Below are 17,371 nucleotides of genomic sequence, written 5' to 3'. Positions count from 1 at the left end.
GCATTATTCAGTCATAATTTTTAATATTTTTTCAACGTCCTCAGGCGTATCAATTGCCAAGCTATCGCCTTTGACATTGACCATATTTACGTCATACCCTAACTCAAGAAAACGTAAAATTTCGATATCTTCTTCATTTTCAAATGGCGTCTTTTCTTCACAAGAAGAAAATTCTTCCAACGCATGAACAGGAAAACCATAGATACAAATCTGTTTCCACGATTTATTGAATACTCCTGTTTTGTTAGCGGGAATAGCCGCACGACTCATATACATCAATCGTCCATCTTTACGAAACACAACCTTAGGTATCGTGCGACTTTCATACTCAGATGCATCAATAATAGGAGCCATACCGTTCACGATATTTCCAGGACTACGGATGCATTCATCAATGATGGTTTTAATGTCATTCGGATTAATAATCGGTTCATCACCTTGCACATTAATAACGAAGTCAAGACCACCAATTTTTTCACACGCTTCGTAAACTCGGTCTGTCCCCGTTTTACAGTCGCTGCTGGTCATGATGACATTTTCAGTGAACGTTAAGCAAAAATCAAAAATACGCTCATCATCCGTCGCGATATAAATTTTATTTTTTTCAACCGCTTCGCAACAGCGAAGCCACACGCGCTTAATCATAGGAATCCCATGTAAATCAATCAGTGGTTTTCCTGGTAGGCGGGTTGATTTATATCTTGCTGGAATCACGACAGCATAATTCATAGATCACCTATAAGAGTAAATTAGAAAAATTCTTTACTTCATTTCCTTTAAAAAACGCAGACTCTCTCACTAAATCAGGAGCCGTCGAGAGTTCAGAAAGGAAAATAAAATCTATTTTATTTTTTTCAGCGGCAACCAAGTCACCTAAAGCATCACCGAACATTAATGCTTTTGTGTAACCACGCTCGAGAATCTTTTTGACATTATTAGTCTTTGATTCAGGAGAACCATATATTTCAGAAAAATAAATATCTAGCCCTCGCTCAGAGAAAACATTCCTTAGCTCATCCTCATCTGAACCGCTGGCTACAAATTTATCTATTTTTACTTGCTGAATAAACTCAATAAATCCGGTATTTATCTCTGCCTCTTTATACAGAAGGGTACAATATCCTGCATATTTATTAAGTATATCATCATATTCATCCTGATAATTTTCCGGCTTACATTGGATGATATTTTTGAGGAAATGCTCTACATGAAGATATCTCGAACGCCCAAAATTTTTAGAGAAGTAATCCAGACAAGACCGAACATATTGCACTGGGTATTGGCCCAGTGCATTTTCCATTGCATTCAATTTCAGTTGATTTGAATCTAGAATAACGCCATCACAATCAAAGATAAACACATCATAATCAGATGAAAGGTGCATAAACAGAACCTTCTTTCACCGGATAGGAGGTAGGTGTTAGAGAGAGAATTTCTTTTTTCTGTTTAAATTCATTAATCTTAATAAACAAATCAACCATTTCTTGCTGACGGTTATCACCTTTTTCAAAACCATCAAATCCAACTAATTTGATTGAAGAGGCATTACCAACAAAAGCCGCGGCAATGGCATAACCGACCGTCAGTTCTGAAGGAATAGTACAACGAGTGTCGGCAATGTCATAAATATCTTCCTCAATACGCAATCCATAATCAAAAACTTTTATTTCTGGATTGAGATAAGACAACTCATCTTTATTGAATCGGTGTTTCGGCAGAATAATTGGTTTCGTCAAAGCCTTATATTTACTTCTCTCAGCCAAGAATTTTGCATTGTGAGATATAATATAATAATCAACGTATTCTACAGGAACGTTTTTATTTACGTTAATGGATAATACAATTGGGTTGTGTTCTGAAATGTAACCTAAAATGCCATTTTTATATTTTAGGACACTCTCACCACCGCCAATAATCAGAACCTCACGATTATCAAAACGTCCAATTAACTCGTTGCTACCATCCTCTTCAATATCGATTTGATCGTTCAATTTCAAAGCTTGTTCAAGCACTTTTCCATTGTATGAAGAAGCTTTGGCATTACTTAAATATTCAATAGCGCCAACTATTTCATCCGGCCCATAACGCTCATCAGACAATAAATTCTGTACATAAGTAGGATGGACGTCATTCTGAGCACCGATAAAATACAAAAAGTTGCTACCCCATCCGTATTCTTTCTGCATTTTGTCAAAGTAGCGAACGACCAGGTCATAGATAGGGGAAGCCTGGTAAGGCGATTCCGTTTTGCTCAATACTGCTAACAAATTTTCGGTTTGAGCATTACCGGCACCGCGTCCCATACCCGTGACGGTCACATCTAGCCACGTCACACCGGATTCATAGGCGGCCAGAGTATTATCTAGCGCTTTCGCCATATTGTTGTGTGTATGAATGCCTAGTTCACCTTTCCAATGCGTCCGCAGGGCTTTTATTATTCTGTTAACTTCCTTCGTATCCATATTTCCCAGAGAATCTGCGAAATACAGAGCATCGACACAGCCCCAGTCAACCGCTTGACGGGCTTTATCTGCGATGATGTCATCCGCTTTCCCCCCCGATTGCATTAAATTATAGCCTACAATGTAGCCTTTATTTTTCAATGCCTTAACAATGGGTTCGGAGTGTTCAACTTCATGAAAGTGAGCAGCAACACGCACTAAACTCAATTTACTTTCTGATTTTTCGACAAAGAGTTTATCGACCGCCTCTTCAACGGACATACCCGAAGAGAGTATAGTTTTAGCATCGATCATCACCCCATATACTGGTCCTTCCGGTAAGGTGAGACGATTAATCAAGCTCTCAGTCGTGTAAGCGAAAGGGCCTAAAAATCCTTCTTGCGGAAAGTTTCTCAAACCTAATTCGACATAATCAATTTTGGCTGCGGCAACAGCCTCAAGATAGGCATTAACTACATCAAAGTTAAAGTCCCATTTGTTATAATAACCGCCATCACGTAACGTACAGTCAAGAATCTTCATTCCGATTACCTCTTTAGATGAGTGTTGTCTGATATCTAATAGCTATCTAAAAACTAAAAGACATCAGCTTCCGAGAATTTCTTAGCATTCTTATCTTTTTCAGACAAAATAGGATCTACGCTCATTGGCCATTCAATACCAATCGTCTCATCATTCCACAAAATCCCACGATCGCTTTGTGGAGCGTAGTAATTCGTCGTTTTATAAAGAAATTCAGCGGTTTTACTTAACGTAACAAAACCATGGGCAAATCCTGCTGGAATCCAAAATTGACGCTTATTTTCAGCAGAAAGATAAACACCTACCCACTTCCCAAAAGTAGGTGATGATTTTCGAATATCGACTGCAACATCGAAAACTTCGCCTTCAACACATCTGACAAGTTTACCTTGTGCATGTGGTGCTAATTGATAATGCAAACCTCTTAAAACACCTTGAGACGATTTAGAGTGGTTATCTTGCACAAAGTCAACTGAATAACCTATTGCGTCTTCAAATTTCTTCTTATTAAAACTTTCGAAGAAAAAACCGCGTTCATCACCAAAAACAGCTGGCTCAATAATTTTTAGATCGGTGATTTTTGTATCAATAATTTTCATGACTTATCACTTAATTATATAAATGGACATTTTCCAAAGCATTAATCCAATTACTTGGATTAATACCAAAAACGTAGTTTATTTTTTCACAACTAAGTTTTGAATAGCTAGGTCGCTGTGCTGGGGTAGGATAATCTTGCGTAGTCAATTGAGATAATACAGGTTTATTATTTAAAATTTTCTTTTCAATTGCTAAGTCAAAAATTTTATCTGCAAATCCAAACCAGCTAATATAAGGCATTCCACTAAAATGAAAAATGCCCCATGCTTTGAAATCAGGAGACTGCGTTTTTTCAGCGATAAGGATTAATGCATCAGCGATATCGCCTGCATAGGTTGGTCCGCCAAACTGATCGGCCACAATACCTAATGAGTCACGCTCTTTTCCTAGCCTTAGCATGGTTTTGACAAAATTATTCCCATCCTCACCAAATACCCAAGCAGTTCTTAATATAATATGGCGCGGGCATGCAGCAGCAACGGCTAACTCACCTTCGAGTTTACTTTTTCCGTATACACTTTTTGGGTCAACACAGTCAGATTCAACATAAGGCACATCACTTTCGCCATTGAATACATAATCTGTCGAAATATGTAATATTGTAGAATCGATGCTTTGTGCAGCCTCAGCCAAATATAATGGTCCATCACGATTTATCTTGTACGACAGTTCAATTTCCTGCTCTGCTCTATCTACGGCAGTATGCGCTGCAGCATTAATGATCACATCAGGCTTGAAGTTTGTAACAGTTTTAAAAACTGCGTCTCGATCTGTTATATCCAATACGTCACGATCAATAGCCAAAATATCAGCATTGCCAGTTAAGCGCTCGACCAAGCGTGTGCCCACTTGCCCATGTGCACCTGTAATCAATATTTTCATTTTGGCTCTCAAGAAATAATAGGTTTAAGCAAAGATATTAGATAATTTCCATAATCATTTTTGAGCATAGGCTCAGCACGTTTGACCAGCTCTTCAGCACTTAACCATCCTTTTCTCCAGGCGATCTCTTCCAGACAAGCAATTTTTAGTCCCTGGACATGTTCGATCGTTTCAACAAAGGAAGATGCTTCATGCAGACTTTCATGCGTACCAGAATCAAGCCACGCAAAACCACGCCCTAATAGTTCTACATTAAGGCTGCCATCATCCAGATACATTTGATTCACAGCTGTGATTTCAAGCTCACCACGGCTAGACGGTTTCACCGCTTTTGCAAAATCAATTACTCGATTATCGTAGAAATAAAGCCCCGTAACTGCCCAATCTGATTTTGGTTTTTTGGGTTTTTCTTCGATAGAAATCACTTTATTGCTACTATCAAACTCTACAACACCAAAACGTTCTGGATCTTTCACACGGTAGCCAAACACAGTAGCGCCACTCTCGTGGCTAGCAGCTTGTGCAAGGGTACGTGAGAATGATTGTCCATAGAAAATATTATCGCCGAGAACTAAACAACATTTGTCATTACCGATAAACGATTCACCAATGATGAAAGCCTGTGCTAATCCATCTGGAGTCGGTTGAACCGCATATTCGATATTGATGCCGTATTTTGAACCATCACCTAGCAAGCGAATAAAAGAAGCGCTGTCTTCTGGAGTTGTAATAATTAACACATCACGGATATTAGCAAGCATGAGTGTCGACAGCGGGTAATAAATCATTGGCTTGTCATAAACAGGCAACAGCTGTTTTGAAACACCAAGCGTAATAGGATAAAGACGCGTGCCTGATCCACCGGCTAAAATAATACCTTTCACTAGTTATCTCCTGAATATAAGCATTGACGAGAGCTGAATTACTCAACACTCTTATTGCCATATTTCATCATTTACTATTCTATGACAAAAAATTAATCACTATCAGAAACTCCCCTACGCCTGTCTTTCAATTAAATAAAAAATTAATATCAAACACAAAACACGAGTGTTTAATATTAAGAAAAATCAATATTTAAGAAAATGCTGAATATACGCATCACAGGAGGGAAAGCGAGGGTAGACATCGTGATTAAAATGAATTATCTCTAATAGCGCCTGCTAAATATCTCAGCAGGCGCTATATAACTACATTATTTTTCAGACTTATACTCATAAGCATAGTAATTATAGTTACCATACCCATAATAGCTCGCAGCTCGCTTCATAATAGCATTAAGGATTACACCTTTAATTTCAGTACCATTCTGCTCAAAACGACGAATACTCACTTCAATCTCTTTCAGAGTATTCATTTCAAAGCGCGCCACTAGCAGAGACGTGCCAGCATGACGGCTAATAATAGCAGCATCTGTTACTGCAAGAATAGGGGGTGTATCCAACAACACGAGATCATAGTGCTCTCCAGCCCATTTCAAAAACTCGGCAAAACGAGTGTGCATCAATAATTCTGAAGGATTAGGTGGAACTTGTCCACGTGGAATAAAGTCCATGTTCTCAACAGCAGTTTTACGCACACTTTCTTCTGCACCACACTGACCAGATAAAATATCCGATAAACCATCAGTGCCATGGGTTCCCATCAATTCATGTGCGTAGCCTTTACGCATATCGCAGTCAACGATAAGCACGCGCTGCCCTGATTGCGCAATAACAGCCCCCAAATTAGCGCTGACAAACGTTTTGCCAATAGCAGGACTGGCACCAGAGATCATCAACACATTATTTTTTGCTTCCATCATGGCAAAATGCAGACTAGTTCGTAGGCTGCGAATAGCTTCAATCGCCAGATCTGCTGGATTACCTACTGCTAACAAATCTGTTGACCGGGTATTGCCTTTTTTATTTTCATTACCTAAGAGTGCTCGGTCTTTTTTCTGTTGCCATTCAGAAAGTGGTACACTGGCATACACATTAATACCTAACTCTTCCAACTGCTCAGGGCTTTCAATGCCTTTATGTAACAGCGTTTTTAGTATAACAAATGCAGTGGATGCCATTCCCCCAAAAATCATTGCCAATAATATTATTAGCATTTTCTTTGGTTTTACCGGGCTTGGCTGAATCACTGAATTATCCACGATGCGAACATTGCCCACCGTGCTTGCTTTATTGATGCTAAGCTCCTGCTGTTTATTCAGTAGCTGCATATACACTTCCTGCCCAGCCTGCACATCCCGTGTTAAACGTAAAATCTCCTGTTGGGTTTTAGGCATTGCTCCTACACGCTTATTGAGCTTATCCCGTTCTTGTTCAAGCGTTTTGCGTTTTTCTATCAAGGCGCGGTAGGCGGGGTGCTCACGGGTATACAGTTTCGATATTTCCGCTTCTTTGAACGTCAATTCATTTAACTGCGCTTCAACCGCTACGGTAGTATCCAATACCGCTTTCGCTTCTAAGGAAAGATCGACAGATTCGTTCTCTTGCCGGAATTGGTTAAGCTTATTTTCTGCGTCATTGAGTGAGCTACGTACATTTGGTAGCTGCTCTTTTAAGAACTCTAAACTCTTACCTGCTTCTTCGGATTTACGCTCAACATTCTGCTGCAGATAATTTTGACTAATGCTGCTTAATATCTTCGTAGTAAGCGCCGGATCTTCTCCTTCCAAACTAAGCGCCAGAACTCCCGTGTCTTTGCCCTTATCAGCTACGCTAAAATTATCCAGCAAACCATTAATAGCTGTTAATTGATTCAGCTTTTGAATACGAAAAATAGTACCTGTTTCAGCGGAAATATCACTGACTAATAATGTAATACCATTATGATTCTCTAGCTGACCGACGCTGCCAGTAAATTTCACCGCGTCACCCGCATCCACAGCATATTGCTGATTAGGTAACACTTCGAGCGACAATACTTCATCCTGCCAAGACTCCGGTACATCAAGCCGGGATACCGCGATTTTTCCCGGTTCATTGCCCGCTAACCGAGCAATACCTTTACCCACTAACGGGAAATATTTTTGCTGAGCGCTGATATCAAGCGCCAGATCGTTCACCGTTTTGCCAATCACCATGCGGGATTTGATCAGTTCAACCTCTGCAGCTGATTGCGGTTTGGAATCTGGCAACATACTAGAAATATCATTTAATAGCGAATTACCAGAGCTTTGCTCTACCTGAATTAACGCATCGGCTTTGTAAACCGGTGTGGCCAACATGGCATACATAATGCCTAAAACGGTAAACACCGCCGTCACACCAATGATCAACCAGCGGTTATCCAGCAATGTTCCTAATAAACGCCCTAAATCGATCTCATCTGAACTGGTTTCAGATACTTTTACTGAGGTTTTCTCTGTCATCGGATTCTCTGACGATTAACGATTTAATGCCTGCGCCCATTTTTGCGCAGACTGCTCAAGTTGTGAGTAAACGAATTCAAATGCTTCACGGCTTTTACGATAAGGGTCAGCAATTTCTTGCTGATTCAACCAGTGGCCAAATAGCATAGTCTTACCTCGCACCTCTGGCGCGATACGGCTCACCCCATCAATATGCCCTTTCTCCATCACCAGAATCAGATCGTACTGGCGGCATAAAGCAGAAGTTAACTGCTGTGCCTCATGCCCTTCGAGAGAAAGGTGGTGATCACTTGCCACCTCAGTTGCCATTCCATCGGCAGGCTTTCCTACCAAAGCACCTAACCCAGCGGAAGCTATTTTTTTCGCTGGCAAAGCCCGTTTTAACAACCGTTCTCCGGTTGGAGAACGGCAGATATTGCCCACACACACCACCAAAATTGAATCAAACATAATGATCTCTACGGCCAGTTACGAACACGCAACGTCCCTTCGGTTAACTCATTAAAACCGGAAATGGTCGGCACCAGTTGGCCGATAACGCGGTTCCAACGAACAATCGGCGCGGTAGTGACGTAAACAATGTCATACGGTTGTAGCTGGAATTCTGTTCCCATCACCATCGCCGTGGCATCTTTGGCATTAAGTTGGTAGATGTCTGCCAGTTTCGGGCCTTGCGTGCCACGTAATGAGCGGATTACAAAGATCCCTGTAGCATCAGAGAAGGTTTGATCCATCCCTTCTGCATTACCCAGCGCTTCCGTCAGCGTCATACCACTGCGGTCCATTTTGAGGGTGCTTTGTTTTTTGACTTCCCCCATAACAAAGACTTTAAGATCGTCATTACGTGGAATGTAGAGGATATCGCCGGGGTAAAGCAGTTGGTTTTGTGAAAGATCGCCGTTTTGCATCAGCGCCTGAAGAGAGAGGCGTTGTTCTTTGCCATTGTGGGTCAACACAATATTACGCCAGTCGGCATTTTCCGTTAGCCCACCCGCTTTGTTGATCGCATCAAGCACCGTCAGGGGTACGTTGGTGATTGGCTGTTGCCCAGACGTTGCCACTTCACCCGTCACATAGGCTTTCTGTGAGCGGAAAGCGGCAATACTGACATCAACTTGTGGCGACTCTATATATTGCGCTAAGCGTCCCATAATTTGATCGCGTACTTCAGTGACAGTTTTACCCGCAACACTAACCTTACCTATGTATGGATAAAAAATCGTACCATCGGAATGTACCCAGTTACCAGTATCTGCCGCAGCGCGGTATGTTCCTGCTGGGGTCGTCAGTTCTGGGTGATCCCACACCGTCACCATGATGACATCACCAACACCAATGCGATATTCATAGCCCTGCAATTCTTTCTCTAAGGCAGGGTTAGGTTGTGCTATCAAAGGTTTAGGTCGCATTTTTTCGACTAAATAAGGCGTTAGCGGGTAAACATTGACTAGCTTATTGATATTGAAATCCGCATCTTGCTGCTCGACTACATTTTTACCGCTAGTAGAAAGGTGGGAACCAGGAACTAAGGTACAACCACTGAGTAGCGCTACCGACACCATCAAGGGCATCAATTTTAGTTTGTGCTTTATCATCCTATCTATGCCATCGCTCTTGATTGAATATTGCGCAAATCCCTACAAAACAGCCCATCATTATAGAGAATAAATTATTAAATTAACTCATGGTCTACGTTATAAAACACTAGCTATTTACCGTTTTAGTGGTGTAGTACCATTTTTATCGACGCTCGTTACACCGGAGTGCGGGTCTCGGGTTGTTCTACGAAACCATGTCAGCACACGCCATATCCGACTGATCATCCAGAAATAACCACAAAAAGCCATGAGGAATACACTAAACATAATAGACTCAGCGACGCCAATACGCTCACCTAAAATGCCTATAGCAGAAAATAGCATCGCCGCAAGAAGAATAACGACCAGTGCCTGATGTGGCGTCAGTCCTGCACGCATTAATATATGGTGTAAATGTTCTCGATCGGGCTTAAAAGGACTGTCACCACGCCGAATACGGCGAACCATAATCGTCACCATATCCATAAGTGGAATGGCGATAAACCAAAGTGCAGTAACCGGACGAATAACCGCATTTTCACCCTGTGTCGCCAACATCAGTAGCCATATCACCGTAAAGCCGATCAGCGTACTGCCTGCGTCACCCATGAATACCTTGAATTTCCGCCCCCACAATATGCCTAAATTAAGGAGGATATAAGGCAATGTTGCGGCCAACAAACAAGCACTCCATAGTGCTAATTCATGATGACCACCAAGGTAGAACACAATAGCAAGCGCGCCAAACGTCACGCAGGATAACGCCCCCAGTAAGCCATCAATACCGTCAACCATATTGAAGGCATTGATAGCTCCCCATACCGCAAACAATGTCACAGTATAGCCAAAGATACCGAGGAAAAGTTCATACCCGAAGAGAACGCGTCCTAATGTCTCCAGGTACAACCCTGCATACATCATTAACCCAGCTACAGCGGCTTGTAATCCCACACGAGGTAATACAGGAAGATCAAAACGATCATCCAGTACACCGACCACCAGAAGTGCGGTGGCACAAATCATATACAGAGAGAAATCAGGTAACCATTCTGGTTGCAGTACATACAAAACCCATAGCGCGAGATAGATAGATACCCCGCCAACAAGCGGAATATGCCCTTGGTGCTTTTTACGTACATTCGGTTTATCGACTAAACCAACACGAATTGCCGCCTTTCTTGCTAAGAAAAGTGCGACAAAAGCGCTTAGGAAGATCACTATGAATTCTTGCATTTTTTACACCATCATTAACCGTTGTATGTTTATGCATCAGGCACGCTACCGCCCTTGGCTTGTAGCTACCAACGCACTATCAAAGTACGGCACCTGTCCTGTGGTTTAAATTTTAAAGCGTTAAGTTACGTATTTATTATGATTTTTATTGTGCTGACAGAGTATACCGTCAACCCGATACACTCATGACAACAGGTACATTAGGCAAACTACATCCTCACCTCAGTGTGAGGGTTCTGACTCAGCCCAAAGAACTAACATAGTATTGACCACTCAAGTGGGAGCACAAGAACAAGATGTTTAGGGAGGGGTTTTTAGGAATAAGACTATGAACATCCATTGTGGCAAAACCTCCATAAGTATAAAAAACCGACTAAAAGAATAAAGCCAGTCTATCTCAGTCATAAAAATCACGGCCTAAGATATAAAACCACATGATATGTGGAGATTAGCAGCGACGCGTTATTCTATGCTCGTATACATAGCATGATCAAATGTTACGGCTTGTATCACTGCCATAAAGCATAAAATTTTGTTTAAGGGCGATAATAGGATTTTTTAACATTAATTGACCTTAATCTGACATGCTGTACATAAAAAAAGTACAAAAATACGTCATGATTTCTGCACACAATATCGTACGCTAAAGAATATCCCTGCAAATTCTGGTTCATCTGTGCATGCCCTGATACGCTATCGGGGTTATGTTCATTCAAAGGTGAAAAAAGAGATATGGAGTGGATCGCTGATCCAACAATATGGGCCGGGTTGACCACGCTGGTTGTCCTGGAACTGGTTCTGGGCATTGATAATCTTATCTTCATTGCCATTCTGGCTGAGAAACTACCAAAAGAACAACGTGATAAAGCCAGAGTCGTCGGTCTGTTACTTGCCCTGATTATGCGTCTGGGGCTGCTGACGTCCATTTCGTGGCTAGTCTCTTTGACTACCCCACTCTTCACGTTCCTTGGGCATATGTTCAGCGCTCGCGATGTCATCATGCTGATTGGTGGGCTATTCCTACTCTTTAAAGCCACCATGGAACTCAACGAACGTCTCGAAGGAAAAGATGAAGAGCAGCAAGCTCAACGTAAAGGCGCACGTTTCTGGCCAGTAGTTGCACAGATCGTGGTACTGGATGCCATATTCTCACTGGACTCCGTGATTACCGCCGTCGGTATGACCGATCATCTGCTGGTCATGATGTCCGCCGTGACCATCGCTATCTTCCTGATGCTGCTAGCCAGCAAGCCGCTCACCCGCTTTGTCGCTGAACACCCGACCATCGTTATCCTGTGTCTCAGCTTCCTACTGATGATTGGTTTCAGTCTGGTGGCAGATGCGTTTGGTTATCACATTCCCAAAGGCTATCTCTATGCAGCGATAGGTTTCTCAGTGATGATTGAGATGTTGAATCAGGTTTCCCTGTTCAACCGCCGACGCTTTCTTTCATCCTCGGTTCCACTGCGCCAGCGCACCGCGGAAGTGGTTCTGCGTATCTTGCGCGGTAACCATGAAGAAGCTGAACTGGACAATCAAACTTCATCAATGATTGCAGATAACACCCGGGCAGGTCAGGAAGTCTTCAATATTCAGGAACGCCGGATGATAAAGCGAGTATTAGGACTGGCGCAGCGAACCATCAGCAGCATTATGACGTCGCGGCATGACATCGACGCCGTTGAGCTGAATATTACGCAGGATGCGCTCGCTAAACTGTTAACGACCAACCAGCATTCCCGACTGGTGGTAACCGACAGCGATACCTCCGACGAACCGTTGGGTATCGTGCATGTTGCCGATTTACTACAGCAGCAGCTAAACCGCGAGCCGTTCAATCCCCGCATTCTGATTCGTCAGCCGCTGGTCTTCCCTGAACAGCTTTCACTTTTACAGGCTTTGGAACAGTTTAGAGAAGCGCGAACGCACTTTGCTTTTGTCGTTGATGAATTCGGTTCGATGGAAGGGATAGTGACATTAAGCGACGTGATGGAAACCATTGCTGGCAATCTGCCGCGCGAAGGAGAAGATCGCGATGCGCGCCACAGTATTCAGCAGAATGACGACGGCAGTTGGATCGTAAATGGCTACATCCCACTGGAAGACTTGACGATGTATGTTCCGCTGACGCTGGATGAAAAGCGCGAATACTACACATTGGCAGGGCTATTGATGGAGCACGCGCAGCGAGTTCCACAGGTGGGCGATACACTATCAATCGATGGCTATCAGTTCACTATTCTGGCAGTAGAAAGTCATCGTATCGTGGAAGTTCGTATCACACCGAACGACGAACCACAGACTGATTTTGAAGTGTGATGAAATAGGGGCTGGGGGATGACTTATCTGTTCCCCTCCCCTAACGGGCAATACATTGATGTTCGAGCAATCCTATCAGACAATAAGAGAATCGTAGGAATGGGGGCTATCACATGTTCGATAAGATCGTTTTGACACTGAAAAAACAGATGCCCGACATCAAAATTATTTATCTCTTTGGTTCCCAAGCTACAGGCAATGCCAGAGCGGACAGCGACATTGATATCGCCATCATGGCTACAAGAGCACTGGATCCCGTTGAACGCTGGGAGCTATCTAATCAATTAGCAAAGGAAGTGGGTCATGACGTCGATCTTATCGATTTATTGCAGGCTTCAACGGTATTAAAAATGGAGATCGTTCGTAACGGCAAGCTGCTTTATGATGCGGAAACAGCAGCGGGGGAATTTGAAATGACAACACTTTCGATGTACCAGCATCTGCAAATAGAGCGCGCGGATATCATTCGTAGCTTTAATCAGGATCTAAAAGCATGATAGATATCTTGCTCAACAAAAGCACCACCATACAAAGATGCCTACGTCGTATTCGTGAAGAATTCGATACTGAGGAAGGATTTCGTCAAAACTTCACCAAGCAAGATTCCGTCATACTTAACATACAGCGTGCCTGCGAAGCCGCTATTGATATCGCTAATTATCTTATCCGTATCAAGCAGCTAGGCATACCACAAAGTAGCCGCGATAGCTTCGCGCTTCTTGCTGCAAACCAGATTATTACGATTGATCTGTCTGATAATTTGCAAAAAATGGTGGGATTAAGAAATATTGCCATGCATGACTATCAGGCGCTCAATCTGGATATTGTCATCCACGTCATTTCTCATCGTTTAAGCGACTTTGAACATTTTATCAAACAAATAGCACGGTACAGCGACAACCAGCACCTTTAGAGCAGATAGCTTAAAGGTGCTGCTGTTTACCTAATTTCTGCTATCAGGCAGGCACCATAATTTCAGTGGCAACCACCACCACAATCAGCCCAACCAGAACAGGAACCGATGTGCGCTTCACCACCTCGAACGGCGATATTTTCGCCATCCCGGCAACGGCAACCACTACGCCGGAAACAGGGGAAATCGTACGACCCAAATTGGAAGCCTGAAGCATCGGAATGGCTAGATAGGCAGGGTTGATCCCCATTTGTGACGCCAGCTTTGGAATCAGCTCAACAAACGCATAGAACGGCGCATTGCCCGAGCCCGTGGTCATCGCAGCCAACATCGTGATCGCGACCAACACGAGCATAATCACCAGTCCGCCGCTGCCAAATGATTGCGCAAGGCCAATCAGGCCGCTGATAAAGCCAATAGTGCCCAGCCCCTGGGCAAAGACACCCGCTGCGACCAACAGGATTACGACGCTAGAAAAAGCATCGGCCATCCCACGGTAAGCCACATCCAACCCATCAAACACTTTTTGCGCACTGAACGAACGGACAAATTCCAGCGCCGCGGCCAGCACCATACAGATAACCAGTACGGTGATGATATGCAGCTCTGGCCCCCATTTGCCATCAAACACCAGCACCCCCATGATCGGCGTAAACGGCAGAATAGCGTAAAAACGCGGGGCATCCGTCTTGATTTCGCTGACATCCAGAATCTCATGGCTGACATTCGCTTTGTTATCCAGATAGCGCTGCCAGAAGAAATGCGCGACGGCCATACACACGATCGCCATGATGGAAATAGGCAATGTGGCCTTAAAGGCAAAATCTACTAACTTCATCTGTGATGCCTGTGCAGCAAGTACCACGTCGCCCGAGGTCGGCGACAGGATTAGCGCAACCGGGGAGGCACAGATTGCAGCAGCCGCACCGCGACTAATACCGACGTTCACCATGACGGGGAACAGTGTTGCCATCAACAGCACACCGAGTCCCGTGGCCGATGACACCGCCAACGACATCAGGCAGGCGACAAAATAGGCCGCGATCATCAGCAAGTAAGGTGAGTTAATCATTTTCAGCGGACGGGAAACCAGCTTCACGACGACATCATTGGCACCGATGTGCGTCATATAAGCGGCAAATCCACACAGCACCATAATCATCATGCCGAGATCGCCACCGCGACTCATCAGCAAAATTTTTACGTATTCAACAATATCCGTCGCGCTCCAGCCTGTCGCCTTTGCGCTGGCTGGCAATACATTTTTCCCCAGCATGGCACTGATTGCCAAAAGTAAGAGGCCTCCCACCAGCAACACGCCAGTCGCGGAGTATCCTTTTATAATGTAACGACCAACTAAAATCGTTACAGCAACACCAATCAAAAGTTCGAGCATAGTGGGTTTCGATACCTGAGTAATAAATTATCTGACAGACATTCCCCGGCAACGGAATAGCGCCGCACCGAAAGCAGGGAGCGAAGTTTACTGCTTTAGAAAATAAAAAAAGAGAAAAATATTAACCTGTAGCGTTAAAAAAGAGACACCGGGCACATAGCCAGTCGAGAAGAGGATAACAAACTAAGGGAAAACGTTAGCGAGAAGCTGCCGGTTTGCTGACAGGAACCATCAAACCGGCTAAAAGCGCAGCATGTCAGAACATTAAAGACGATCGAGGAGTTGCTTCAGATCCTTACCCTTCTGGCTTTGCTGATTTTGACTGGCCCAGTCATTCAGGCGTTTTTTCAGCTCGTTCTGCAAGCGTTTACGCAGTAATTGATCCACCTGTAATTGGTAATTCAATTTATCCCATTCGCCATAGATGCGTAACGGGATCGCCGTGTTTTTCAACACGCTGACCAGTTGCTCATCCCCCTGCCACCCTTGCGTGATAGAGACATTCAAGTTGACGTCACACGTTTGAGCTGGCAAATCGAATTGGCCAGCACCCGTTAGCGACAGCAGCTCTGAGCGGCCATTGAGATCGGTAAGGCGCAACTTACCCGCATTGAGTTGTACTTTCCCAGTCAGCTGTTGCAGTTCGGTATAACGCTCGTAACGTTCTTGTCCTCGTACATTTCCGTTGCTACGCGCCACGGCCATCTGCACCATTTGCTGGATATTCAAACCCTGTAGACGAACGTTATTGCCTTGCAACGTCGCCGTCCCCTGCCACTGCTGGAGCAACGCAGGTAGCGCAATACTATTTCCGCTAAATTGCCCCACCATCGACAATTTACCACTCACCGTCTCGGCGGGTAGCGCAAACGCCGTCATCAGTTGCGACAGTTCAACATCCTTGAGCTCCGGCCGTAACGTGATGTTGGTTGATGAATTCGTCACGACTTTACCAGGCAATGAGACATGTCCACCGCCTAGTTCACCGCTCAAGGCCGTAACATCCAGCAGCCCCGGCTGGTTGTCTGCCCGTAGCGTAAATTGGCGGACATCGAGCCCACGATAGACCAGCGTTGCGGCACGTAATGACAGACGCGCCGTGAATTGCTGTAAGCTATCTTCTGGTTTGCTTGCCCCACTTTCATTTGAGATAACGGGGGCTGATGATTTCGCTGACACGACAGCGACATTGTTCTCTTTCACCGACGCGATCCCCAACAGGGAATCCAAATCCAGCTTCTCAGACAACAGGTCCAATTCGTAATGTGGGATATCCCCCAGCATTACGCTACCGGCCCCTGACAGTTGGCTATTATTGGTATTAAGTGAAAGCTGGCTAAACGTGACTTTTTCAGGCTGCTGTTGGTAACTTGCCTGAACACTCCCCGTTCCACTGATACCGTTTGCCGGTATTCCTGCTCCCTGAAGCTGGTAATCCAGTTTAGTGATATTGGCATTAACCTGCTGAGGGAAATGCAGCAAATCGACATCTGCGGCAAGGGAGAAGGCAATGTCGCGCTGATCGCGATTGATACGGCTGGATAATTCGATGTTGACCTGACGGTCGCTGTTCTGTTCCATCGCCAGATTAATGTCGCGCACGTTAATCTGTTCATTATTGCTGCGTTGCAGAATCAGCAGGCTATCGGCAACTTTTATCTTATCAATATCCAGCCGCCAGTGCCGTTCTTCAGATGGAGCCTGCGATCCCGCCGGGGCAATAGGCGCATTGTTGGCCTGTTTGGCTTCACTTTCCGGCGTCAGGCGAATAATGGCACCTTTCAGCATCACCTGCTTGACTGCAAGCTTGTGCGACAGAAGCGGCCAGAGTTGCACATCAAGACGCATGTTCTCTGCGCTGACAATCGGCGCGCTGGATCCCGGCGCGCTTAACGACATCCCGCCAGATAATATGCTCAGTTGCGGCCACACATGCCAGCGCAGATCGCCATCCAATTGAAGGCGATAGCCGCTACGTTCCTCAACCTGCTTCACCATGTAGGCGCGGAAGTCATTGGGATTAACCAGTACGACCAAAGTCGTCATTCCTGCCACCAGCACTACAAGCAGAATTGCCAGCGTCGTCAGAAATCTTCTCAT

At 44.4% G+C, this 17,371-nt stretch carries 15 protein-coding genes; 3 read left to right on the top strand and 12 right to left on the bottom strand.

The genetic code is table 11. From position 1 onward, the window contains the following. Positions 1-3: 3 nt before the first annotated feature. From KKH3_RS05570 to wecA, 10 genes are all read right to left on the bottom strand, one after another. Positions 4-729, bottom strand: a complete 726-nt coding sequence (locus KKH3_RS05570; RefSeq protein ID WP_039356715.1) for a 3-deoxy-manno-octulosonate cytidylyltransferase — start codon at positions 727-729, stop codon at positions 4-6. Positions 730-736: 7 nt separating this feature from the next. Further along, a complete protein-coding gene (locus KKH3_RS05565; protein ID WP_039356711.1) occupies positions 737-1,384 on the bottom strand; it encodes an HAD family hydrolase in 648 nt (215 codons plus the stop codon). Beyond that, positions 1,368-2,984: an aldolase catalytic domain-containing protein gene (locus KKH3_RS05560; protein ID WP_039356708.1), complete on the bottom strand. Its 1,617-nt coding sequence runs from the start codon at positions 2,982-2,984 to the stop codon at positions 1,368-1,370. The genes KKH3_RS05565 and KKH3_RS05560 overlap by 17 nt, the downstream gene beginning before the upstream one ends. 53 nt (positions 2,985-3,037) lie before the next feature. Then, entirely contained in the window at positions 3,038-3,583 is a 546-nt protein-coding gene (rfbC, locus tag KKH3_RS05555) for a dTDP-4-dehydrorhamnose 3,5-epimerase (protein ID WP_039356706.1), read from the bottom strand. A gap of 10 nt (positions 3,584-3,593) precedes the next feature. Continuing rightward, positions 3,594-4,466: a dTDP-4-dehydrorhamnose reductase gene (gene rfbD, locus KKH3_RS05550; RefSeq protein WP_039356703.1), complete on the bottom strand. Its 873-nt coding sequence runs from the start codon at positions 4,464-4,466 to the stop codon at positions 3,594-3,596. An 8-nt stretch (positions 4,467-4,474) separates the two neighbouring features. Continuing rightward, positions 4,475-5,350, bottom strand: a complete 876-nt coding sequence (gene rfbA / locus KKH3_RS05545) for a glucose-1-phosphate thymidylyltransferase RfbA (RefSeq protein WP_039356701.1) — start codon at positions 5,348-5,350, stop codon at positions 4,475-4,477. Between the two features lie 311 nt (positions 5,351-5,661). Then, positions 5,662-7,833, bottom strand: a complete 2,172-nt coding sequence (gene wzc, locus KKH3_RS05540) for a tyrosine-protein kinase Wzc (RefSeq protein ID WP_039356698.1) — start codon at positions 7,831-7,833, stop codon at positions 5,662-5,664. Positions 7,834-7,848: 15 nt separating this feature from the next. Continuing rightward, a complete protein-coding gene (locus KKH3_RS05535; protein ID WP_039356695.1) occupies positions 7,849-8,283 on the bottom strand; it encodes an arsenate reductase/protein-tyrosine-phosphatase family protein in 435 nt (144 codons plus the stop codon). A gap of 8 nt (positions 8,284-8,291) precedes the next feature. After that, positions 8,292-9,428 carry a polysaccharide export protein gene (locus tag KKH3_RS05530; protein WP_039356693.1) on the bottom strand — a complete coding sequence of 379 codons (1,137 nt, stop codon included), beginning with the start codon at positions 9,426-9,428 and terminating at the stop codon, positions 8,292-8,294. Positions 9,429-9,545: 117 nt separating this feature from the next. Further along, on the bottom strand, positions 9,546-10,643 hold the full coding sequence (gene wecA, locus KKH3_RS05525; protein ID WP_052201294.1) for a UDP-N-acetylglucosamine--undecaprenyl-phosphate N-acetylglucosaminephosphotransferase: 1,098 nt from the start codon (positions 10,641-10,643) through the stop codon (positions 9,546-9,548). 732 nt (positions 10,644-11,375) lie between these two features. Between wecA and KKH3_RS05520 the strand changes: the two genes are divergently transcribed. The 3 genes from KKH3_RS05520 to hepT all read left to right on the top strand — a co-directional run bounded on the left by KKH3_RS05520 (position 11,376) and on the right by hepT (position 13,875). Further along, positions 11,376-12,962, top strand: a complete 1,587-nt coding sequence (locus tag KKH3_RS05520) for a TerC family protein (protein ID WP_039356691.1) — start codon at positions 11,376-11,378, stop codon at positions 12,960-12,962. Between the two features lie 113 nt (positions 12,963-13,075). Beyond that, positions 13,076-13,459, top strand: coding sequence for a type VII toxin-antitoxin system MntA family adenylyltransferase antitoxin (mntA, locus tag KKH3_RS05515; RefSeq protein ID WP_039356688.1), 384 nt, complete (start codon positions 13,076-13,078; stop codon positions 13,457-13,459). Continuing rightward, complete coding sequence (hepT, locus tag KKH3_RS05510; protein ID WP_039356685.1) at positions 13,456-13,875, top strand: type VII toxin-antitoxin system HepT family RNase toxin; 420 nt, start codon at positions 13,456-13,458, stop codon at positions 13,873-13,875. Before mntA ends, hepT begins: the two co-directional genes overlap by 4 nt. A 43-nt stretch (positions 13,876-13,918) precedes the next feature. Here the strand turns inward: hepT and dcuC are convergent, their stop codons facing one another. Together dcuC and asmA are read right to left on the bottom strand one after the other, a co-directional pair. Continuing rightward, positions 13,919-15,271 (bottom strand): anaerobic C4-dicarboxylate transporter DcuC, encoded by a 1,353-nt coding sequence (gene dcuC / locus KKH3_RS05505; RefSeq protein ID WP_039356682.1) that lies wholly within the window; start codon positions 15,269-15,271, stop codon positions 13,919-13,921. Between the two features lie 264 nt (positions 15,272-15,535). Further along, positions 15,536-17,371: an outer membrane assembly protein AsmA gene (gene asmA / locus KKH3_RS05500; protein WP_039356678.1), complete on the bottom strand. Its 1,836-nt coding sequence runs from the start codon at positions 17,369-17,371 to the stop codon at positions 15,536-15,538.

It is taken from the genome of Pectobacterium actinidiae (assembly GCF_000803315.1).
GTDB lineage: Bacteria > Pseudomonadota > Gammaproteobacteria > Enterobacterales > Enterobacteriaceae > Pectobacterium > Pectobacterium actinidiae.
Note: the sequence above shows the minus strand (reverse complement) of the source record. Positions and strands in the feature narration are given on the sequence as shown.